Below are 20,101 nucleotides of genomic sequence, written 5' to 3'. Positions count from 1 at the left end.
CCGTTAGATTGAGGTAGCACTGTTACTATTTCATTAATTCCTGTAATGCCAAATTTAGCTTTAAGACGTTTACGCGGGTCTCTCCAAATAAACCAAGCGCAGCACCTTCTGTTTGATCTTTAATCAATTGATTAAGTTTTTCTTTCGGAATATTCGTTAATTTCGATATGCGATCCACCTGCACAGAAGCTGCCTTCGGACTAATATCAGGATCAAGCCCTGAACCTGAATTTGTCACTAAATCAATCGGTACTTCTGTAACTGGAACGCTCGGATTTTGTTTCTTCCACTCTTCAATACTTTTCTCTACTCGTTTCTCTAAATCTGGATTAGATGGTGCATAGTTATTTGAACCAGATGCTTCAGCCTTATATTCAATACTAGAAACACGCCCTTGAAAATAACGTGGATCCGTGAAGTTTTGCCCGATTAATTTAGAACCAATCACTTCATTTTTATCATTATATATTAGACTTCCATCCGCATTATCCTTCATCACGGCTTGTGCAATACCAGTAACAATAAGCGGGTATACAAGTCCGCACAACACTAGAAATGTAAAAGTAATACGGATAATTGGTGATAGTATACTTTGTTTCTTCTCCATCTTTTTCCCCTCTTCCTTATATGAACAAGCCGACAATTATATCAATTACTTTAATTCCAATGAACGGAACGATAACTCCGCCAAGCCCATAAATAAGTAAGTTTCGGCTAAGCAATGCATTAGAACTCATCGGTTTATATGCAATACCTTTCATCGCTAACGGAATGAGTAATGGAATAATAACAGCGTTAAATATTAATGCTGATAAAATCGCTGACAGTGGTGATGTTAATTTCATAATGTTCAATGCCTCCATTTGCGGAATCGCAAGTGTAAACATTGCTGGAATGATTGCAAAATATTTTGCTATATCATTCGCAATACTAAACGTCGTTAAAGCACCTCGCGTCATTAACAATTGCTTACCGATTCCTACAACCTCAATAATTTTCGTTGGATTCGAGTCTAGATCAATCATGTTTGCCGCTTCTTTCGCTGCTGTCGTACCACTGTTCATCGCTAATCCAACGTCCGCCTGTGCTAATGCTGGAGCATCATTTGTACCATCACCTGTCATCGCTACAAGTTTCCCTTTATCTTGCTCTGCTTTAATGACAGCAATTTTATCTTCCGGTTTACACTCGGCAACGAATTCATCTACTCCAGCTTCTTTTGCAATGGTTGCTGCTGTTAACGGATTATCACCTGTACACATAACCGTTTTAATCCCCATTTGGCGTAACTGTTCAAAACGCTCACGCATACCCGGTTTTACTGTATCCTTTAAATAAATTAAACCGTAAATACGATTATCTACTGCAACTACAAGTGGTGTTCCGCCCTCTTTTGAAATTAAGTCTGCTTTTTGATTTACATCTTTCGGAATTGTTCCGCCTTGTGACTCAACCCATTCAATAACGGCACCTACAGCACCTTTTCTCACTTTTGTTCCGTCTTGTAAATCAACACCACTCATTCTCGTTTCTGCTTTAAACGGAACAAACTCACCTTGTTCTGCAAGTTCTCTATTATATGATATAGATTTTCCCTGCACATACTCGATAACAGATCGACCTTCTGGTGTTTCATCTAAAACAGAACTAATAGCGGCCCACTTTCCAACTTGCTCAATCGTTTCATTTCCTACAGGCAATAATGTATGAGCCATTCGGTTCCCAAAAGTAATTGTACCTGTTTTATCTAAAATAATTGTATTAATATCGCCCGCAGCTTCTACTGCTTTCCCTGACATCGCTAGCACGTTAAATTTTGTCACCCGATCCATCCCCGCAATACCAATCGCTGATAGCAAACCACCAATTGTCGTTGGAATTAAACATACTAACAACGCTACAAGTACAGCAGTATCAATTTGAAAACCTAAATAATTTGTAAAAATCGGCAACGTCACAACGACGATTAAGAAAATAAGAGTTAAGCTCGTTAATACTGTATTTAAAGCAATCTCATTCGGCGTTTTTTGACGAGCAGCTCCTTCTACTAAAGAAATCATTTTATCGATAAATGATTCACCAGGATTACTCGTAATGACAATTGTAATTTCATCACTTACGACCATCGTTCCACCTGTTACGGAACAAAAATCACCGCCTGCTTCTTTTATAACAGGAGCTGATTCACCTGTAATTGCAGATTCATCTACAGATGCTAATCCTTTGATTACTTCGCCATCACTTGGAATCATTTCTCCTTGTTTTACGATAACAACGTCACCTTTTCTAAGATCAGTTGCTGAAACTTGGACAATGTCTCCATTTTCTTTTACTACATTTGCAAACACATCTTTCTTCGACTGCTTTAAAGAATCGGCTTGCGCTTTACCACGACCTTCTGCTAATGCTTCTGCAAAATTCGCAAATAAAACTGTAAATAATAGAATGAGAGAAACTGTTATATTAAACCATCCTGGTATACTACTAGAACTACTTGGAAGAAAAGATAAAATGAACGTAATGATAAATCCAATTTCCACAACGAACATAATCGGATTCTTTATCATGACTTTCGGATTCAATTTCGCAACGGATTGCTTCATCGCATGTGTTACGATATCACGATCCATCGTTTTCGCTTGTCTAACTTCATCTTCTACAGCATGTATTTGTGACTCATTTAATTGTTTTTCTTTTACTACTACCGGTCTCATCATTTACCCTCCATTACTTCAATGTAAGAAATTCTGCAATTGGACCGAGTACTAACATCGGGAAGAATGTTAATGCACCGACAATTACAATTGTTCCGATGAAGATGCCACCAAATAAACTATTATCTGTACGGAACGTTCCGACTGTTTCTGGCACTACCGTTTTTTCTTTCAATGAAGCTGCCACAGCTAGCATCGTAATTAAACTGAAGTAACGTCCTAAAAACATAACTAAACCAGTCGTAATATTCCAAAACGGTGTATTATCTCCTAATCCTTCAAATCCAGATCCGTTATTCGCAGCTGACGATGTATATTCATATACCACTTGCGTCAAACCGTGGAAACCGGAATGAGAAATAGCATCCGTCCCTAAATTTGTTGAAAGAGCTAATGCCGAAAATCCTAAAATGAGCAATGGATGAAATAAAATCGTGACCGCGATTAATTTCATTTCCTTACCTTCAATCTTTTTACCTAAAAACTCTGGTGTCCGTCCAACCATTAACCCAGATATAAACACCGCGATAATTGCATACATAATAATGTTTACAAAACCTGCTCCAACGCCGCCATACACAGTATTTAACATCATATTTACAAGCGGAACTAAACCGCCAATTGGTGTTAACGTATCATGCATCGTATTAACAGCGCCTGTTTCAGCAGCTGTCGTTACCGTTGCGTATAGTGAAGAAAATACTGTTCCAAATCGTACTTCTTTCCCTTCTGTACTTCCTTGTACATGTTCGATACCCATTCCATTTAATGCCGGGTTCCCGTTTAGTTCAGATGTCGTAATCGTTATAAACCCTAGTAAAAATACCATAAATAGTGACACGAAAAGGATGCGGCCTTGTTTTTTATTTCCGACCATTCGTCCGTACGTAAATGGAAGTGCTGTTGGTAATAACATCATAAGCATCATTTGCAAAATATTACTCATTTGTCCTGGATTTTCAAAAGGATGCGTAGAGTTCGCTCCGAAAAATCCACCGCCGTTATTTCCAAGTTCCTTTATGGAAACGAATGATGCAACAGGTCCACGTAATATACTTTGCTTTGCCCCATCAATCGTTTGTGCTGTAACCGCCCCATCTAACGTTTGCGGTACGCCAAGTGCGACAAAAACTAGTGCCGCAATAAATGCAATAGGAAGAAACACTCTCGTTAACGCTCTCGTAAAATCAACGAAAAAGTTACCAAGTTCTTTTCCAGCAAGTCCTCTTATAAAAGCCATAACGAGCGCTAATGTCGTTGCTGGTGCCGCAAACATTAAAAATGTAATTCCGATTAATTGTGATAAATAAGATAAACCATTTTCACCGCTATAATGCTGTAAGTTTGTATCAGCCATAAAACTAATTGCTGTATTAAAAGCGAGCGTAGGCTCCATCCCTTCAATATGCGCTGGATTTAGTGGCAGCACACCTTGTAATCTGAAAATGAAGTATACGACAACGATCATAAATCCATTTAATAAAACTAATGATAATGCGTACTGTTTCCACGTTTGATTGTATGCTTTTACACCCGTAATTTTAAAAATAAGTTTTTCAAAAGGCCCGAATACTTTATCTAACGTTTTGCTACCTTGAAAAGCTTTTTCTAAATAAATCCCCGTTGGCTTTGCTACTAAAATAAACAAGAGCATTGTAATAATGACTGCAACCCAAATCATAATGAATGATTCCCCCTAATTAAAACTTCTCTGGATTTAATAATGCATACACTAAATACACTGTAATTGCTGCGACAATAACCGATAAGACAATCATCATGATTGCTTTCCTTCTTTCACAACTTTATCTGACCAACTTGCAAGACTTGCCATCGATGCAACTAATAAAATAAAAATCCCGACCATTACAACATCTAACATAACTATCCCTCTCTTTTTGTTAAAATTTACCATTTAAATATTAAAAAAGAACACTGAGCTCTACTCAGTGTTCAAAAAATGAACAACAAAAAGTAAACCTCCTCTCTAAACGCTTACGAGGTTAGCTGTCGGATTCGGGCCTAAAGAGTAGCCCTACTTTCAAAACTGAAAGATTCACCCCAAGTGACGATGCACAAAATTGGTTCCCCCGCTCCATTTCTGGAACTCAGCGATTTTAGGTTTTTTTGGGAATTTTATGAATGATTTATGAGAGTAAATATACTCCTCTATATTTCACTTGTAAAGGGGTAAATTACTGAAAATAATAATATTTACATTCATTTAAACGCTTACATTGAAGATTATTACTGTTATTTCATCTATTTTCTTTATTTCTCTTTTCTTTTCTTAAAAATGACCTTTTAAATATGAAATAAAAAGAGCGAATGACATGAAGTGCATAGCTTGTTGCACTCAGCATTCGCTCTTTTTTATTCAACCTTTATTCTCCTCGTAAAAATGCACGTAAATTTCTCCCACGAATATAAACTTGTGTCAATTCTGCATGTAGCTGCTCATACTCGGTAATATCCATCTCTAAATACAAAGCATCTTTTGATGGTAATATAATATATGGCCCTGGAAAAAGGGGATCAATCTGGACCAATTCTTGAACTCGCTCTACCGATACTGCCCAACGATTTGCTATATCTCCAAGTAATAGTACCTTCATCATTTCTTCCCCCGCCCTATTCAAAAAATAAAAAAGAAATATTATCACAATTTGTAAACACGACAAACTTAGCTCCAATGGTTTCATAGAGCCTCGCTGGATATCGTTTATTCCTTGTAACAACAGTAATAGGTGCTTGAAAAGAAAAGCGAATGTGTTCTGTGAAAAAACTAACGATTGGAAGCTCATCCCCTAGTAAAATCACCTTCTTAATACACTCACAAATACTAGTAAAGTCCTGCTCCTTACTGCAGCTATAAGTCCAATCAAACCCACAATTCCTAACTTCAGCCGCTATCTCTTCATTTGCTGTAAAAATAATTAACTCATGTTGAAATGATACTAAATCTCTTAAACTATCTACTTTACTTTCTTCTCCAACACAAATAAGTGTTAGTTCCATGTACCTCATCCTCCTTAGTATAAAAGAAATCAAACATAGATTGATATTCCCCTATACTAATCAGATCGATGAAGTGATGTATCCATCATGGCACCGTCCTCTCTCAAGACGCTTACGAAGTTAGCTGTCGGATTCGGACTTTGAGAGTAGCCCTACTTTCAAACTTGAAAGATTCACCCCTAGTGCCTACGCACAAATTGGTTCCTCCGCTCCATATAATTGGACTCAGCGTTTACAAAAAAATATATTCTGGCTGATATATTACTCCTGTATTTTGAAAAAGTAAACAGAAAAAAAGCCAGTTATAAAACTGGCTTTTCACTTACCTATGCACGCGTTCTATTCACTTTATATGCAAAATGATTCGTCGGTCCATGACCACTACCAATATTCAATGGCTCTTCAATTGCTATACTAATAAATCGTTTTGCTTCTTGAACAGCATCTTCAATTGAGTATCCTTTCGCAAGTCCTGCTGTAACCGCTGAAGCAAATGTACACCCACTTCCATGCGTTTGCTTTGAAGGAATTCGCTCGCTTCTAAACTCAATAAATTTTTCTCCATCAAAGAGGAAATCAATTACTTCATTCCCTTGATATTCTGCATGTCCGCCCTTCATAAGCACATATTTAGCACCTAATTCATGCAATACTTTTGCAGCTTCCTTACTATCTTCAACATTATGAATCTCCATCCCAGTTAACACTTCTGCTTCTGGGACATTCGGTGTTATAACAGTTGCTACTGGTAATAAATATTCTTTTAATGCTTGAACTGCTTCTTGCTGTAATAATGATGCACCGCCTTTTGCAATCATAACGGGATCTAGCACAATATTATTCCAGCCAAACTTTTTAATTTGTTCTGCAACAATTTGAATTATTTCACTACTAAATAACATTCCTAGTTTCACTGCATCTGGTGTTACATCCGTACCAATTGAATTCAGCTGTTCTGTAATACCTTCTAATGGAACAGGATATACCCCTTGAACGCCAAGCGTGTTTTGAGCAGTAATTGCCGTAATAGCCGTCATTCCGTATACACCAAGCTCTTGGAATGTTTTTAAATCTGCCTGAATTCCAGCACCGCCGCCGCTATCAGACCCTGCAATTGTTAAAGCTTTATTCACTTTCATCCCACTCATCCTTTTCTATCCAAAATAGCGATGATAAATCGTTTTTGCTTCGCTTATATCTTTCGTTCCATGTACGAGCACACGGCCATCTTTAAAGGCTACTAACCTCTTGTCTTCAACAGAAAATGATAGTAAATATGGATTTATATTTAAATCATTTACACGACCTTCCAACAACTCTTTATATTGTTCAAAATTCATTTCATCTTTATGAGGTGGTCTAATTTGAACTGTATTTCGCCCGCATAAAACTGCTGTTTTTGATGTGTTTTCTTTATTTAAATACGGATATAATGCATTCTCTCCGCATGAAGGACAATTATGCTGGCGAAGTTTTTGCACATTCATACATGAATACTCATTCTTCCACATATCAAACGATACAAGCCCATCTCGAAGTGATTCGTAATCTTCTACTAACAGTTTAAGAGCTTCTGTTACTTGATGAGAAACGACAAGAGATACAGCAGGTGATATAATACCCGCTGTATCACATGTTGCCCCGCCAAGCGGAATCGACTGTAATAAACATGATAAACATGGTGTTTTACTAGGAAGGATTGTGTAAGAAAGACCGTAACTACCTACACATGCACCGTAAATCCATGGAATAGAATATTTTTGTGATATATCATTTACAATAAAGCGCGTTTCGAAATTATCAGTCGCATCAATAATTACATCAACATTTATAACAAGTTCTTCTAGCTCTTCAGCTGTTACATCTTGAACGAGAGCTTCTATTGTTACATCACTATTAATCTCTTCTAAACGTTTTTTAGCCGCTATAGCTTTTGGAAGATTATTCTTTACGTCGCTCTCTGCATACAATTGTTGTCTTTGTAAATTACTCCAATCTACATAATCACGGTCAACAATTGTTATCTTGCCAACACCTGCTCTTACAAACATCTCTGCATTTGCACTACCTAATGCACCTGCACCGATAATAAGCACATGCTTTTCTCTTATCTTTTGCTGTCCTTCTTCTCCAATTGGAGAAAATAGTTCTTGGCGAGAATATCGATTATTCAACTACGCTCATTCCTTCTAAAGGACTACTTGCAGTTGCACAACGCTTACGTGCAATGCGACCTGCTTCAAATCCTAAACGGCCTGCTTCAATACTTAATTTCATTGCTTGTGCCATTTTAATAGGATCTTTTGCTCCTGATACAGCTGTATTTAATAACACGCCATCTGCTCCTAATTCCATTGCAAATGCCGCATCAGCTGGGCTACCAATACCGGCATCAACGATAACTGGTACTGTCGCTTGTTCAATAATGAAGCTCAAATTTAATGGATTTACAATACCAAGTCCTGATCCGATTGGAGATGCTCCTGGCATAATCGCATGCACGCCAAGCTCTTGTAATTTACGTGCTAATACAACATCATCAGATGTATACGGAAGTACGATAAATCCTTCTTCCAGTAACATTTCGGATGCCTTTAATGTTTCTACCGGATCAGGTAATAACGTTCTATCATCACCAATAACTTCTACCTTTATCATGTCACAAAGCCCAGAAGCTTTTGCTAATTTTGCAATACGAACAGCCTCTTCAGCGTTTTTTGCTCCTGCTGTATTTGGTAATAACGTATATTTTTTCACATCAAGTTTCTCTAATAAATTAGGTTGCTTTGCATCAAAGATATCCATACGACGTACTGCAAACGTTAAAATTTCAGCTTCAGAAACGTCAATTGCCTTTTGCTGTACGTCAAAATCAGGGAATTTACCTGTTCCTAATAAAAGTCTAGAATGAAATGAAAATGGTCCAATGTTTAACATAATCAACCGCCTCCTACGAAAGTTACAATCTCAATTTGGTCTCCATCAAAAACAGATGTATCTGTATGATCATCTTTTTGTAAAATATCTTTATTACGCTCTACTACAACAATTCTGTTATCTAGCTCTAAATGTGTAAGTAGCTCAGCTACTGTTTTTACACTCGCTGGCACTTCAATTTGGTTACCATTAATTTTTAAATTCAAACTTCCATCCCCTTTCTAAACTCTTCTAGAAAGCAATGAATCTAGCAAATGATTCTCTTGCTTTCCTTCTATTAAATCAGCCATATATTGGCCAGAAATAGGACTTAATAAAATACCGTTTCGATAATGGCCCGTGCAAGCATATAAACCTTTTATTTCTTCATGCTCTCCCATATAAGGAGCTTCATGATTCGATTGTGGTCTTAATCCTGCCCACGTGCTTTCCCATTCTGCTTCTTTTAAAGCTGGCAATATTGTATAAGCACGCTCTAATATAGAAGTTATACTTTCTGGCTGCACAGTTTTATTGAACGTATGTGGCTTCATTGTTGCCCCAATTACGTAACGTCCACCGCGCTTTGGAGTAATGTAAAATCTTTCTTGAAAAATAGGTGCTTTTAAAAGTTGTTTTCTACTTCTTACCGCAACCACTTCTCCTTTAACTGGATATGTACCCCAATCGCGGTGAAAATAACTGAGTAACTTCGTGCTCCATGAACCTCCTGCAATAACGACTTTCTCACATGTGAAAATACCTTCACTTGTAATAACTCCAGTCACTTTATTATTTTCAATACGGATATCAAATACTTCTGTCTGTTCATATATATCAGCACCGGAAATCGCTGCAGAATGTGCGAATGCTTTCGTAAGCTCTGGTGCAATAACATGACCGTCTTTCGGATAATATACTGCTCCTATAATAGATTCGGATAGATATGGCTCTTTTTCCCGCACATGGTCTCCCGTTAGAAAATAAGAATCTTCACCTGTTTTCTGCTGCCAATCCATAATGTGAAGAATTCTTTCCTTCTCATCTTCATTTTGAGCAATACGATAAATTCCTTTTTCTTCATATCCAATATCAACACCCGTCTTTTCACGTAAAACTGCTGCAAGTTGTGGAAATATAGCTCGGCTTTCTCTAGCAAGTTCAAATAGCGGATCATACGCATCCCATTCTGCCTGAACACCAAGTAAACCAGCAGCTGCTTTTGAAGCTTCCGATGCAATACTTTGCTTCTCCACAATCGCTACTTTATGTCCTCTTTCTGCTAGAAAATGTGCAACTGAACTACCAATTACACCACCACCAATAATCGCTACATCATACTTCTCACACATGTTTTTCCGCCCACTTTCTTATTGATTCCTTATAAGATTTCGCTTTGCTATACGGGTTACTACTACTTACAATTCCAGACATAACTGCTATACCGCTTACACCGTTAGTAAGAACATCCACTGTGTTTTCTGGGGTAATTCCTCCAATTGCTGTAATCGGTATAGATAAACACCTTGCAATGTCTGAAATTTCTTCAAGCCCTCTCGCTGGCACACCTTTTTTACAATCTGTCGGAAATACATGGCCATAAACGAGTGAATCCGCTCCATTTTTAAAAGCTACTATTGCTTCATCTAGCGAATGCACAGAATAACCGACATGCAAATACGAAAACTTTTCTTTCACTGACTTTACATCTGTACTTCGATATCCTAGTTGAACACGAGGAATATTTAATAAAATTGCAATATCAATTCGATCGTTTATGACAATTTTAGAAGCTGGAAAGCCCTCCATTAATAGACTTTCCACACCTTCATATAATTCCTTCGTACTCTTCTCACGCTCACGAATATGCAAATAATCAATCTCACTCTCAATTTGCATCGCTACATTCACTAACTCTTCGAATGGCATATGGCCATTTGAGATTACGTGGAGCTCATTTTTCATATTCATTCGCCTACTTTAAAATATTTTCGAATAATTCATCGGCTGGGACGGTTTCATTCGTCATTCCTTTGTCCTTCAGCCACTTATTTTGTTTCTCCCAAGATTCTTTTGAATCTGATAAGAATGGCTCATCTTTCGTTTCCATCTTCTCTAATAAAATTTTCATACTTTCCTTTTCAACTTCTGGCACAAGTGGGAAGTTTTCTTTTTCTTGATGATTTAATAAAATATTCAATGCTTCATCTGGGTTTTTCTTCATGAAATCATAGCCTTTTTTCGTACCACGTAAGAAAGCTTGCAACGCCTCTTTATCTTTTTTCAACGTTTTATCACCTGTTACAAACACAAGCTCATGATAGTTTGGTACTCCGTAATCAGCTGGATTAAAGTACGCTGGTTCATGGCCTTCATGACGCATAACAGGTACTTCATGGTTAATGTATGCCCCTGTTACCGCATCTACTTTCTTCGTAATTAATGCTGGTACTAAATCAAAGCCAACATCTACTACTTTCACTGTATCAGGATTACCACCAGCTTCTTTTACCATCGTTTTTAAATACATCTCACTTAATGGTGTTCCAGAGTATCCTACTGTTTTTCCTTCTAAATCTTTCGGTGATTGAATGCCCGCTGATTTCAGTGATACAACATGATTTAATGGTGAACGTACGACAGCCCCAATTGATTTCACTGGAATTTGCTCATTCGCTTTCGCCATAACAACATCTGGCTGATAATACAAGCCAACTGTCACCTTCCCTGCTGCTGCCAGCGTTAATGGATCAGTCGGATTAGAAGGGAATTTAATATTTACCTTTACACCTTCTTCTTTAAAGTATCCTTTTTCAATTGCTGCATAGATAAAGCTATGTACCGCATTTGGATACCAATCTAACATGACTGTTATTTCTTTCTCTTTTTTACTTTTGTCTGATGCTGAATTACTCGAACATCCTGCAATTATTGCAATTAATAATGTAAACACAAAGATGCGCTTTAAAAATTTCATGAATGCTTCCTCCAACTAATGAATTTCTTTTCTAATATGGAAATAATTACGACGAAGAAAATAGCTAATAATGATAACAATACAATAGGTGCAAATACGCCAGCTCCATCTAACTGCGTCATCATTCTCTTACTGAAATATCCAAGCCCAGCTTGTGCACCGAGCCATTCTCCAATTGCTGCTCCGATAACACTAAGCGGAACTGCAATTTTTAAAGCTGAGAAAAAATAAGGAAGAGCAGACGGCAACTTTAATTTAAGAAAAATATCTCTTTTTGTTGCTCCATATGTAACTAAGAGCTCCTCCCATTCTTTTTTCGTACTACGCAGTCCATCATACGTATTGACCGCAATTGGGAAAAACGTAATTAAAACTGTGACAACAACCTTACTCCAAATTGTATATCCAAACCATAAAACAAATAGCGGAGCAAGCGCAGTAATCGGAATCGTTTGTGAAGCAACTAATAATGGATAAAATGCTCTCTCCATCCATGTACTCGCATTCATTAACATCGCTAGCCCTACACCTAATACGATAGAGATAACAACACCTATTAAAACGACGTATAACGTTGCAGGTAAATGAACTGTAAATAATATGTCTTTTAGTTTCCATATCTTCATTAAAATCGCAGAAGGTGACGGTAAAATGTACATCTCATCTACAATTCTTGCTCCTATTTCCCACACAGCTAGTAAAATACTAGAAAGTGTAATAGCAGGAACTAATTCTTTCAATCGGTTCATCACACAAGTACCTGCCTTTGTAACATACTAAGAAGCTCATCTTTCAGCGCTAATACTTCCGGTTTATATAAATCTTTTCGTGTTCTGTTATGATCAAGCGGTACAGTCCGCTCAGTCAAAGTCGTTATCGGCTGCTGTTCCACTACTAAAACTCGGTTTGAAAGAAATAACGCTTCTTCAACATCATGAGTAATGAATAAAATTGTTTTTTCCCACTCTTGCCATTGTTCAAACAACCATTCTTGCAAAGAGGTCTTCGTTAAAGCATCCAACGCACTAAATGGTTCATCTAACAGCAATATCTCCCCGCCTGTTAATAAAGTTCGAATAAAAGATACACGTTGTCTCATACCACCAGATAAATCTTTCGGATATTTTTTCTCATACCCTTGCAAACCAAATTTATGTAACAGTTCCTTTGCCTTTACTTCTGCTTCTTTCTTCTGTACACCTTGGCACTCTAGCGGCAGGGCAGCATTCTCAATAATTGTTCTCCACGGCAAAAGCATATCTTTTTGCGGCATATATCCTACAGGATGGTTCTTTGTTTCTGTCAGTTCTATCTGTCCAGTACTTACCTTTTCTAGACCTGTAATAAGGCGAAATAAAGTACTTTTTCCACATCCACTCGGTCCGATAATACTGACAAACTCTTTCTCATGTATAGAAGCATTTAATTCATGGATGATTGGTTTCTCATCGTAATGAAAAGAAACATTATGAAACTGTAGTATGTTCTTGCTCCTCAAATCCCCACATCTCCTTACGATAGGACATATCCCAGAATAAATATTCAAATCGACTGGAATATAAGAAGATCTCCTCTAATCTTTCTAGTTCTTTCTCAGACTTTCCAACTGCCATTTCATTTAATAAATCTATTAACCAAATACAAAGATTACCGTATTCTTCCGAACTATATCCTTGAATCCACTCACCAAAAAACTCATGATCTCTTGCTCCAGGAATATCATTTAAACGCTTTCCAATTTCCCAATAGCTCCACATACATGGAAGAAGCGCTGCTATTAATTCCGCAAATGTGCCATTTTGAGATACAGACATCATGTAATTTGTATAAGCTAAATTTTTAGCAGATGGTTTCGCAGACTCTATCTCCTCTATAGAAATTCCAAGTCTTTTTGCATATTGTTTATGGATTGTCATTTCGCCATTTAATATTCCATCAATTTGTTCAGCGAACTTTCCCATTACTTGTGGATTCGTTGCTTTTACAACACCAATCGCATATAACTTTGCATAATCTAGCAGATATAAATAATCTTGAATAATATAATACTGGAATTTATCTTTTTCTAACGTGCCATCTCCCATACCCACTACAAACGGATGATTATGACTCATCTCCCAAACCGGTTGCACAGTTTCTAATAATCTATCGCAAAATTTCATTTCTCTATCCCCTTTCAATATATGTATCTAAATAAAAAACCACTTCTATATATAAGAAGTGGTTACAGCAAATAAAGTTATACATTTATTCGATGTTCCACTTCCCTTCGCTAGTATTACCTAGATCAGGTGTTGTAAGGGTTAAGGATTATTCCTCTCTCAGCAAGTCAAGCACCCCTAGTGGTTTCAATATGAAATTTTCAAATAAAAAAGCCCCGTTTCTATACGCAAAGAAACGGGGACTCATTGTTAGTGTCCGAATTGCTTCCCTACGCTAGCATAATCTAGATCAGGTAATAAAAAGGATCAAAGGCTTACGGCCTACTCTCAGCTGGCAACACCAGCTCTCCTAGCAAACTATAAAATTATCACTGTCAGTATAACACCCTAATAAGACATCATCAACTTTTTTAATTTTCTTAATTATCAACATAATATCAAAATTATACAATACATACATTCTATTTTAGAAAATAAAACCCCAATTAATTGTATAAAAAGGAATCATTATCCTCAAAAAATTTATTTTTATATTGATTTCATATTACATTTATGTGAATACCCCCACTATATTATATCTTTATACTATAATAAAATTACAACTATACAACTAGAGGAGGTCTCTATTCCATGAATATGAAAGCTACTGCTTTAACAGCAACTACTGTAGCGATTGCTTCTTTACTTCCTTCTATGGGTGAAACAAATGTACAAAAAGCAAACGCTGAACAATTATCTAATATTAAAACTGGGTATGTCAAAGTCGATCAAGTAGCATTACATACAGAAGATAACGTAAAAAGCACATCAATTGATACAATTCGCTTTAATACAAAAGTGAACATCCTTGAAACAACTAATGGTTGGTATAAAGTATCTGTTCATAATAAAGTAGGTTATGTACAAAAAGATGCTATTTTACTAAAAAACAAACTTCAATCTAATGATCAATACATCGTTAATGCTAATGCATTAAACGTTCGCTCTGAACCTAATTTAGAATCTTCCATTTTAGATGTATTACCAAATGGTAAGTTTATTACCGTTCAAGAAGATCAAGGCGAATGGTATAAAATATCACATAATGGCCAAACAGGTTACGTACAAAAAGCATTCATCTCTAATGGTTCACAACCCTTAGTAAAAGGAATCACCGTTCAAAATAATACAAAATATACTGTTGCAACACCTAATCTAAATGTACGTAGCACCGCTAGTACAAGTAGCGCTCTACTCGGTTCATTACAAAACGGTACACAAGTACAAGTAGTAGAAACTGTAGGTACTTGGTATAAAATTCGTTTTGGCACAGGATACGGATATGTAGCAAAACACTATGTAGTACAAAATCAACCACAAGCTAAAACAGATCAACCTTCATCAATTCCAGCTGCTTTCAAATTCCCTGCTCAAGGAAGAATTAGCTCAACCTTTGATATACGCTGGGAACAAATGCATTATGGTATAGATATTGCCGCTCCAGGAAACGTCTCTATCCAAGCTGCTGCTGCAGGTAAAGTTGTGAAATCTTATTATTCAGCTAGCTATGGCAATGTTGTTTTCATTGCACATCAAATCAATGGGAAATTATATACAACTGTTTATGCTCATATGAAGGATCGCACTGTACAAGCTGGTGATCAAGTACAAACTGGACAATTAATAGGTCATATGGGAAACACAGGTCATTCATACGGGCAGCATCTTCATTTTGAATTACATAATGGAGAATGGAATTTTGAAAAAACAAATGCAGTAAATCCACTGCCATATTTAGTTAGGTAAATTGTATGCCACGCAATATACCTCTTATAGTTGAATACGTAGCCTTTTTAGGTTTAATCTGTTGTTTAATCATTTACAATACAAACATTGTATTTTTATCTATTATTATTGCTTTTGTTGCATTAGAAATTATGATGGAATCATTTCAAGTGCAACTAAAACAAAAAATTGCCCATATTTATAATGCTATTTTTCTTTTGAGTGCTCTCATAACAAATATAATTAGTAATGGCTTTTATTTATCTACTGTATTTCCAGTATTCTTTATGGCTGTTTTATTATTTGTAGCTAGATATATTAATGTCCCTTATAACCAAAAACAAAAACAAGAACAAGAAGCTTAGAAAGAGGAGACACTGTGTACCAATCTTTCAAAGATGCTCCAATAAAATACATATTGCATTTGTATAAGAAAGCCAATACTTTTTTTGGTATACAAGGAAGTTATACTGCACAACTTCTCCTATATGGAATGTTGTTTCTTGTCTTAATCACTTTCTCCTTGTTTTACTAACAAAAAAGGATCTCACATAAACTGGAGATCCTTTTTAATTTATATTAATTTTTCATATCGAAAATATTGTTTATCCACAAGCATATTTTTCATAAATAAAGCTCAGATTATATTTTTTCTCTAAGCTCATTCGTTGTTCGTCATCGCACCAATAGAAAAGAATATCATGAATCGTTGCGTAACGCTTATTTTTAAGAAATAGCCTAAAGAATGATGGTAAACAATCATGTAATTGTATAAATATATAATTGCGTAGTGTTTCTTCTTTATATTCAATGCCCTTACAAATATACAGTAATTCTTCACAATAATATGCATGCTGTGGAACTTGTATCATTTCGAAAAATGGCACATAAGATAGTAGCTTTCCAATAAAATGACCATATCGATCCATTACTCCTATCGTCATATGCTCCATCATTTCTTTCATCACATATAAATAATCATCTACATGCGTTGTCTTTAATGGGTCTAAGCGATCGGAAATTTGAGATAATACAGCTCTTTGACATGCTAAAACTGCCTGACTAGGTCCATAATATGATAGGAAATCTGTACACTTACGATATTTCCGTAATAAATCATGTGTATACAAATCATATACAAAAGTATTACAATACATTGCTAAACTCATCATATCACTATTTAATTGCTCTTTTGATAATGATTTCGCTCTCTTGCACATATAAAAGAATGTAAATTCCAATACTTCTTTATGAGATAATAAATGTTTACAATCGGTTATACACTTCTCATTAAATTTAACTCTATCCCAAATTTCAATATCCCTATCTGTCAATTCACCTATACGATATTTAATAATTAAATAATTTAAAGCAACTGATTGCGTCAAAAGATCCCATGTTTCATATTCCAATGAAGTATGAACAAACTCAGCTAATCCTTGCGCTATCATAAAATCATTTGCCTCTTCATACCAACCAATCTCTTGGCATAAGCGAAGAATACGCACTAAAGTTGGAATTTCATCTTTATGAAACTGCGGTAATTTCTTTGCTTTATTCATGCCATATACGATAAATGCCGCTAAATTTTCTTCTTTATAAAATTCTTTCTCTTTCCATACTAATATAGTTCGTTCTTTCCCCTCACCTTTTGGGTGACAAGGTACAAGCAAAGAAAATAATTCAGCGAAATTATTTGGTTCTATATATGTATCTGTAACCAAATTCCAATTTGGATCGCCCTGTACAGCCTTCATATAATTCCCCTTCCCTTTTCATCTATGTAGGAAATATTAATTTATTATCGCACCACTAAAAATTAATATTGTTATATTCAAAATCTCTCATAATACTTATATCTATCAGTATATCATCTTTTCTCTTATTAAAAATTAAGAATAACAAATTTTAAAAAAATGTCGAAATTATTAACCACATACTTATTATATAATGTCTCAGATACATCACGCTAACATATTAGTTTAATCCATATATACTAGAATAATGTATCTGAAATTTATATATAATTTAGCTCTTTATGAGTGACCATTAAACTCTCGGTTAATGAAAGTTTCAATTTACTCTGTACGCTCTGAGATTTCGCTCAAGGCAAATCCAGCTTGATCATCTGCTGATTCCCTTATAGCTAAATCTCCTAGTGCTAACATGCCAATAAGTTGACCACTATCAACTACTGGTAATCGTCTAATTTGATGCTGTGCCATTAGCTCTGTAGCTTTTTCAATAGAATCATTTGGAGAAACTGAGATAATATTTGTTGTCATTACATTTGTAATCTTATTAGATCCAGGATGTTTTTCAGCAATCCCTCGAACGACTAAATCACGATCAGTAACAAGCCCAACAACTTGCTCATTTTCAACAACAGGAATTAATCCAATCGATTCTTCCTTCATTTTTACAGCTGCCTCATATACATTGTCTAGCGGTGTACAATGTACAATATGGGTACTCATTAAGTCTCTCACTCGTGTCATTATGATTTCCTCCTTTTTATACATACCATAGCTTTTCCAAAATTCCTTTATTTATTTCTGGAAAGTAACGTAATAAAAAGGATTAACAAAATAAAAAAGAGCCAGCATAATGCTGACTCTTTTTTGTATGACCCGTACGGGATTCGAACCCGTGTTACCGCCGTGAAAGGGCGGTGTCTTAACCACTTGACCAACGGGCCATGGCTCCGCAGGTAGGACTCGAACCTACGACCGATCGGTTAACAGCCGATAGCTCTACCACTGAGCTACTGCGGAATAATATATGGTGGGCCTAAATGGACTCGAACCATCGACCTCACGCTTATCAGGCGTGCGCTCTAACCAGCTGAGCTATAGGCCCATATACTTTACAGGGGCAGTAGGAATCGAACCCACACTGGAGGTTTTGGAGACCTCAGTTCTACCTTTAAACTATGCCCCTAAATGATGCCGGCTAGAGGACTTGAACCCCCAACCTACTGATTACAAGTCAGTTGCTCTACCAATTGAGCTAAGCCGGCATAAAAAAATGGTGGCTCGGGACGGAATCGAACCGCCGACACGAGGATTTTCAGTCCTCTGCTCTACCGACTGAGCTACCGAGCCAACATAAATGGCGGTCCCGACCGGGGTCGAACCGGCGATCTCCTGCGTGACAGGCAGGCATGTTAACCACTACACCACGGGACCATTTGGTTGCGGGGACAGGATTTGAACCTGCGACCTTCGGGTTATGAGCCCGACGAGCTACCGTGCTGCTCCACCCCGCGACAATATAAAGTTTTAAAAATGGAGGAGGTAGAGGGATTCGAACCCCCGCGCGACTCTCGCCGCCTGTCGGTTTTCAAGACCGATCCCTTCAGCCGAACTTGGGTATACCTCCATGAAGGAAAAAATAAATATTTTATTATTATATGTCTAAACCATTAAAGAAAAAATGGAGGAGGTAGAGGGATTCGAACCCCCGCGCGATTCTCACCGCCTGTCGGTTTTCAAGACCGATCCCTTCAGCCGAACTTGGGTATACCTCCGAGACATATATTAAATAAAGTGGAGCCTAGCGGGATCGAACCGCTGACCTCCTGCGTGCAAGGCAGGCGCTCTCCCAGCTGAGCTAAGGCCCCATGTTTTTTGGGAATATCGGGAAGACAGGATTTGAACCTGCGACCCCCTGGTCCCAAACCAGGTGCTCTACCAAGCTGAGCCACTTCCCGTTAATAAAAGCGCGCCCGAGAGGAGTCGAACCCCTAACCTCTTGATCCGTAGTCAAACGCTCTATCCAATTGAGCTACGGGCGCATATGGTGCCGAGGGCGGGGGTCGAACCCGCACGGTGGTCACCCACCGCAGGATTTTAAGTCCTGTGCGTCTGCCTGTTCCGCCACCCCGGCATGTCATATTGAAAATTGGAGCGGAAGACGGGATTCGAACCCGCGACCCCAACCTTGGCAAGGTTGTATTCTACCACTGAACTACTTCCGCAAGACATGTATGAGTTATTTTATTAAAAGTGCGGGTGAAGGGAGTCGAACCCCCACGCCAAAGGCGCTAGATCCTAAGTCTAGTGCGTCTGCCAATTCCGCCACACCCGCATATTTCATTAAAATGGTGAGCCATGAAGGACTCGAACCTTCGACCCTCTGATTAAAAGTCAGATGCTCTACCAACTGAGCTAATGGCTCTTAATGGCTGGGCTAGCTGGATTCGAACCAGCGCATGACGGAGTCAAAGTCCGTTGCCTTACCGCTTGGCTATAGCCCATTAATTAAGAATGGTGGAGGGGGGCAGATTCGAACTGCCGAACCCGAAGGAGCGGATTTACAGTCCGCCGCGTTTAGCCACTTCGCTACCCCTCCGACATATATGGTGGAGGATGACGGGATCGAACCGCCGACCCCCTGCTTGTAAGGCAGGTGCTCTCCCAGCTGAGCTAATCCTCCATTTTGCCTGGCAACGTCCTACTCTCACAGGGACAAGGTCCCAACTACCATCGGCGCTAGAGAGCTTAACTTCCGTGTTCGGTATGGGAACGGGTGTGACCTCTCTGCCATCA

The 20,101-nt window shown here is 37.6% G+C and carries 22 protein-coding genes, 20 tRNA genes, 1 rRNA gene and 4 riboswitches; of the genes, 2 read left to right on the top strand and 41 right to left on the bottom strand.

Features of this window, described 5'->3' with window-relative positions; all coding sequences use genetic code 11:
- Positions 1-25: 25 nt before the first annotated feature.
- The 18 genes from kdpC to tenA all read right to left on the bottom strand — a co-directional run bounded on the left by kdpC (position 26) and on the right by tenA (position 13,787).
- Positions 26-607 carry a K(+)-transporting ATPase subunit C gene (gene kdpC, locus ACTFN4_RS19490; RefSeq protein ID WP_000412608.1) on the bottom strand — a complete coding sequence of 194 codons (582 nt, stop codon included), beginning with the start codon at positions 605-607 and terminating at the stop codon, positions 26-28.
- Between the two features lie 16 nt (positions 608-623).
- Positions 624-2,714, bottom strand: coding sequence for a potassium-transporting ATPase subunit KdpB (gene kdpB, locus ACTFN4_RS19485; RefSeq protein WP_001248003.1), 2,091 nt, complete (start codon positions 2,712-2,714; stop codon positions 624-626).
- 13 nt (positions 2,715-2,727) lie between these two features.
- On the bottom strand, positions 2,728-4,395 hold the full coding sequence (kdpA, locus tag ACTFN4_RS19480) for a potassium-transporting ATPase subunit KdpA (protein WP_000638328.1): 1,668 nt from the start codon (positions 4,393-4,395) through the stop codon (positions 2,728-2,730).
- A 19-nt stretch (positions 4,396-4,414) separates the two neighbouring features.
- Positions 4,415-4,492, bottom strand: coding sequence for a K(+)-transporting ATPase subunit F (gene kdpF / locus ACTFN4_RS19475; protein WP_223153441.1), 78 nt, complete (start codon positions 4,490-4,492; stop codon positions 4,415-4,417).
- A complete protein-coding gene (locus ACTFN4_RS19470) occupies positions 4,492-4,596 on the bottom strand; it encodes a SipW-dependent-type signal peptide-containing protein (protein WP_000887894.1) in 105 nt (34 codons plus the stop codon). Before ACTFN4_RS19470 ends, kdpF begins: the two co-directional genes overlap by 1 nt.
- A 96-nt stretch (positions 4,597-4,692) precedes the next feature.
- Positions 4,693-4,838: riboswitch (cyclic di-AMP (ydaO/yuaA leader) on the bottom strand.
- A gap of 134 nt (positions 4,839-4,972) precedes the next feature.
- Positions 4,973-5,095 (bottom strand): hypothetical protein, encoded by a 123-nt coding sequence (locus ACTFN4_RS19465; RefSeq protein WP_001034421.1) that lies wholly within the window; start codon positions 5,093-5,095, stop codon positions 4,973-4,975.
- Positions 5,096-5,098: 3 nt separating this feature from the next.
- Entirely contained in the window at positions 5,099-5,332 is a 234-nt protein-coding gene (locus tag ACTFN4_RS19460; protein WP_002025339.1) for a hypothetical protein, read from the bottom strand.
- A 13-nt stretch (positions 5,333-5,345) separates the two neighbouring features.
- Positions 5,346-5,732, bottom strand: a complete 387-nt coding sequence (locus ACTFN4_RS19455) for a hypothetical protein (RefSeq protein WP_000424067.1) — start codon at positions 5,730-5,732, stop codon at positions 5,346-5,348.
- A 93-nt stretch (positions 5,733-5,825) separates the two neighbouring features.
- Positions 5,826-5,973: riboswitch (cyclic di-AMP (ydaO/yuaA leader) on the bottom strand.
- Between the two features lie 85 nt (positions 5,974-6,058).
- Positions 6,059-6,871 (bottom strand): bifunctional hydroxymethylpyrimidine kinase/phosphomethylpyrimidine kinase, encoded by an 813-nt coding sequence (thiD, locus tag ACTFN4_RS19450; protein WP_025687120.1) that lies wholly within the window; start codon positions 6,869-6,871, stop codon positions 6,059-6,061.
- A gap of 15 nt (positions 6,872-6,886) precedes the next feature.
- Complete coding sequence (gene thiF, locus ACTFN4_RS19445) at positions 6,887-7,906, bottom strand: thiazole biosynthesis adenylyltransferase ThiF (RefSeq protein ID WP_001065417.1); 1,020 nt, start codon at positions 7,904-7,906, stop codon at positions 6,887-6,889.
- Positions 7,899-8,669 carry a thiazole synthase gene (gene thiG, locus ACTFN4_RS19440; protein ID WP_000931981.1) on the bottom strand — a complete coding sequence of 257 codons (771 nt, stop codon included), beginning with the start codon at positions 8,667-8,669 and terminating at the stop codon, positions 7,899-7,901. Before thiG ends, thiF begins: the two co-directional genes overlap by 8 nt.
- Positions 8,670-8,671: 2 nt before the next feature.
- A complete protein-coding gene (gene thiS / locus ACTFN4_RS19435) occupies positions 8,672-8,875 on the bottom strand; it encodes a sulfur carrier protein ThiS (protein WP_001049502.1) in 204 nt (67 codons plus the stop codon).
- A 15-nt stretch (positions 8,876-8,890) separates the two neighbouring features.
- Entirely contained in the window at positions 8,891-10,000 is a 1,110-nt protein-coding gene (thiO, locus tag ACTFN4_RS19430) for a glycine oxidase ThiO (RefSeq protein WP_000333312.1), read from the bottom strand.
- On the bottom strand, positions 9,993-10,613 hold the full coding sequence (tenI, locus tag ACTFN4_RS19425) for a thiazole tautomerase TenI (RefSeq protein WP_000787170.1): 621 nt from the start codon (positions 10,611-10,613) through the stop codon (positions 9,993-9,995). Before tenI ends, thiO begins: the two co-directional genes overlap by 8 nt.
- Positions 10,614-10,623: 10 nt before the next feature.
- Complete coding sequence (locus tag ACTFN4_RS19420; RefSeq protein ID WP_000670415.1) at positions 10,624-11,625, bottom strand: ABC transporter substrate-binding protein; 1,002 nt, start codon at positions 11,623-11,625, stop codon at positions 10,624-10,626.
- Entirely contained in the window at positions 11,622-12,374 is a 753-nt protein-coding gene (locus tag ACTFN4_RS19415; protein WP_001080853.1) for an ABC transporter permease, read from the bottom strand. The genes ACTFN4_RS19420 and ACTFN4_RS19415 overlap by 4 nt, the downstream gene beginning before the upstream one ends.
- Positions 12,374-13,123 carry an ABC transporter ATP-binding protein gene (locus tag ACTFN4_RS19410; RefSeq protein WP_001256797.1) on the bottom strand — a complete coding sequence of 250 codons (750 nt, stop codon included), beginning with the start codon at positions 13,121-13,123 and terminating at the stop codon, positions 12,374-12,376. Before ACTFN4_RS19410 ends, ACTFN4_RS19415 begins: the two co-directional genes overlap by 1 nt.
- On the bottom strand, positions 13,092-13,787 hold the full coding sequence (gene tenA / locus ACTFN4_RS19405; RefSeq protein ID WP_000666821.1) for a thiaminase II: 696 nt from the start codon (positions 13,785-13,787) through the stop codon (positions 13,092-13,094). Before tenA ends, ACTFN4_RS19410 begins: the two co-directional genes overlap by 32 nt.
- Before the next feature lie 85 nt (positions 13,788-13,872).
- A riboswitch (TPP riboswitch) is annotated at positions 13,873-13,976 on the bottom strand.
- A gap of 60 nt (positions 13,977-14,036) precedes the next feature.
- Positions 14,037-14,148, bottom strand: a riboswitch (TPP riboswitch).
- A gap of 269 nt (positions 14,149-14,417) precedes the next feature.
- Between tenA and ACTFN4_RS19400 the strand changes: the two genes are divergently transcribed.
- Together ACTFN4_RS19400 and ACTFN4_RS19395 are read left to right on the top strand one after the other, a co-directional pair.
- Positions 14,418-15,572: an SH3 domain-containing protein gene (locus ACTFN4_RS19400; RefSeq protein WP_001056037.1), complete on the top strand. Its 1,155-nt coding sequence runs from the start codon at positions 14,418-14,420 to the stop codon at positions 15,570-15,572.
- A gap of 5 nt (positions 15,573-15,577) precedes the next feature.
- A complete protein-coding gene (locus ACTFN4_RS19395; RefSeq protein ID WP_439962686.1) occupies positions 15,578-15,916 on the top strand; it encodes a hypothetical protein in 339 nt (112 codons plus the stop codon).
- A gap of 240 nt (positions 15,917-16,156) precedes the next feature.
- Here ACTFN4_RS19395 and ACTFN4_RS19390 read toward each other — a convergent pair whose 3' ends face one another.
- The 23 genes from ACTFN4_RS19390 to rrf form a co-directional block, all read right to left on the bottom strand.
- Positions 16,157-17,308, bottom strand: coding sequence for a DUF3965 domain-containing protein (locus ACTFN4_RS19390; protein ID WP_000648912.1), 1,152 nt, complete (start codon positions 17,306-17,308; stop codon positions 16,157-16,159).
- 321 nt (positions 17,309-17,629) lie between these two features.
- Positions 17,630-18,049 carry a CBS domain-containing protein gene (locus ACTFN4_RS19385; RefSeq protein WP_000199006.1) on the bottom strand — a complete coding sequence of 140 codons (420 nt, stop codon included), beginning with the start codon at positions 18,047-18,049 and terminating at the stop codon, positions 17,630-17,632.
- Between the two features lie 128 nt (positions 18,050-18,177).
- Positions 18,178-18,249, bottom strand: a tRNA-Glu gene (locus tag ACTFN4_RS19380).
- A 1-nt stretch (position 18,250) separates the two neighbouring features.
- Positions 18,251-18,325 (bottom strand) — tRNA-Asn (locus tag ACTFN4_RS19375).
- Positions 18,326-18,333: 8 nt separating this feature from the next.
- Positions 18,334-18,410, bottom strand: a tRNA-Ile gene (locus ACTFN4_RS19370).
- A gap of 10 nt (positions 18,411-18,420) precedes the next feature.
- Positions 18,421-18,491, bottom strand: a tRNA-Trp gene (locus tag ACTFN4_RS19365).
- Between the two features lie 6 nt (positions 18,492-18,497).
- Positions 18,498-18,570 (bottom strand) — tRNA-Thr (locus tag ACTFN4_RS19360).
- 9 nt (positions 18,571-18,579) lie between these two features.
- Positions 18,580-18,655 (bottom strand) — tRNA-Phe (locus ACTFN4_RS19355).
- 8 nt (positions 18,656-18,663) lie between these two features.
- Positions 18,664-18,739 (bottom strand) — tRNA-Asp (locus ACTFN4_RS19350).
- 3 nt (positions 18,740-18,742) lie between these two features.
- Positions 18,743-18,819, bottom strand: a tRNA-Met gene (locus ACTFN4_RS19345).
- 20 nt (positions 18,820-18,839) lie between these two features.
- Positions 18,840-18,932: transfer RNA gene (locus ACTFN4_RS19340), tRNA-Ser, on the bottom strand.
- A gap of 55 nt (positions 18,933-18,987) precedes the next feature.
- Positions 18,988-19,080 (bottom strand) — tRNA-Ser (locus tag ACTFN4_RS19335).
- Positions 19,081-19,100: 20 nt separating this feature from the next.
- Positions 19,101-19,173: transfer RNA gene (locus tag ACTFN4_RS19330), tRNA-Ala, on the bottom strand.
- A gap of 16 nt (positions 19,174-19,189) precedes the next feature.
- Positions 19,190-19,263: transfer RNA gene (locus ACTFN4_RS19325), tRNA-Pro, on the bottom strand.
- Between the two features lie 10 nt (positions 19,264-19,273).
- A tRNA-Arg gene (locus ACTFN4_RS19320) sits at positions 19,274-19,347 on the bottom strand.
- 3 nt (positions 19,348-19,350) lie between these two features.
- Positions 19,351-19,439 (bottom strand) — tRNA-Leu (locus ACTFN4_RS19315).
- Between the two features lie 16 nt (positions 19,440-19,455).
- A tRNA-Gly gene (locus tag ACTFN4_RS19310) sits at positions 19,456-19,530 on the bottom strand.
- A gap of 29 nt (positions 19,531-19,559) precedes the next feature.
- Positions 19,560-19,640 (bottom strand) — tRNA-Leu (locus tag ACTFN4_RS19305).
- A gap of 14 nt (positions 19,641-19,654) precedes the next feature.
- Positions 19,655-19,730: transfer RNA gene (locus ACTFN4_RS19300), tRNA-Lys, on the bottom strand.
- Positions 19,731-19,734: 4 nt separating this feature from the next.
- Positions 19,735-19,809 (bottom strand) — tRNA-Gln (locus ACTFN4_RS19295).
- 11 nt (positions 19,810-19,820) lie between these two features.
- Positions 19,821-19,904: transfer RNA gene (locus tag ACTFN4_RS19290), tRNA-Tyr, on the bottom strand.
- A gap of 8 nt (positions 19,905-19,912) precedes the next feature.
- Positions 19,913-19,988: transfer RNA gene (locus ACTFN4_RS19285), tRNA-Val, on the bottom strand.
- Between the two features lie 5 nt (positions 19,989-19,993).
- Positions 19,994-20,101, bottom strand: a 5S ribosomal RNA gene (gene rrf, locus ACTFN4_RS19280); the annotation flags it as partial.

The sequence above is a fragment of the Bacillus cereus group sp. MYBK95-2 genome (assembly GCF_051915225.1).
Classification (GTDB): Bacteria; Bacillota; Bacilli; order Bacillales; family Bacillaceae_G; genus Bacillus_A; species Bacillus_A cereus.
The sequence above is the reverse complement of the archived record's forward strand: the minus strand, read 5'-3'. Positions and strand labels throughout refer to the sequence as shown.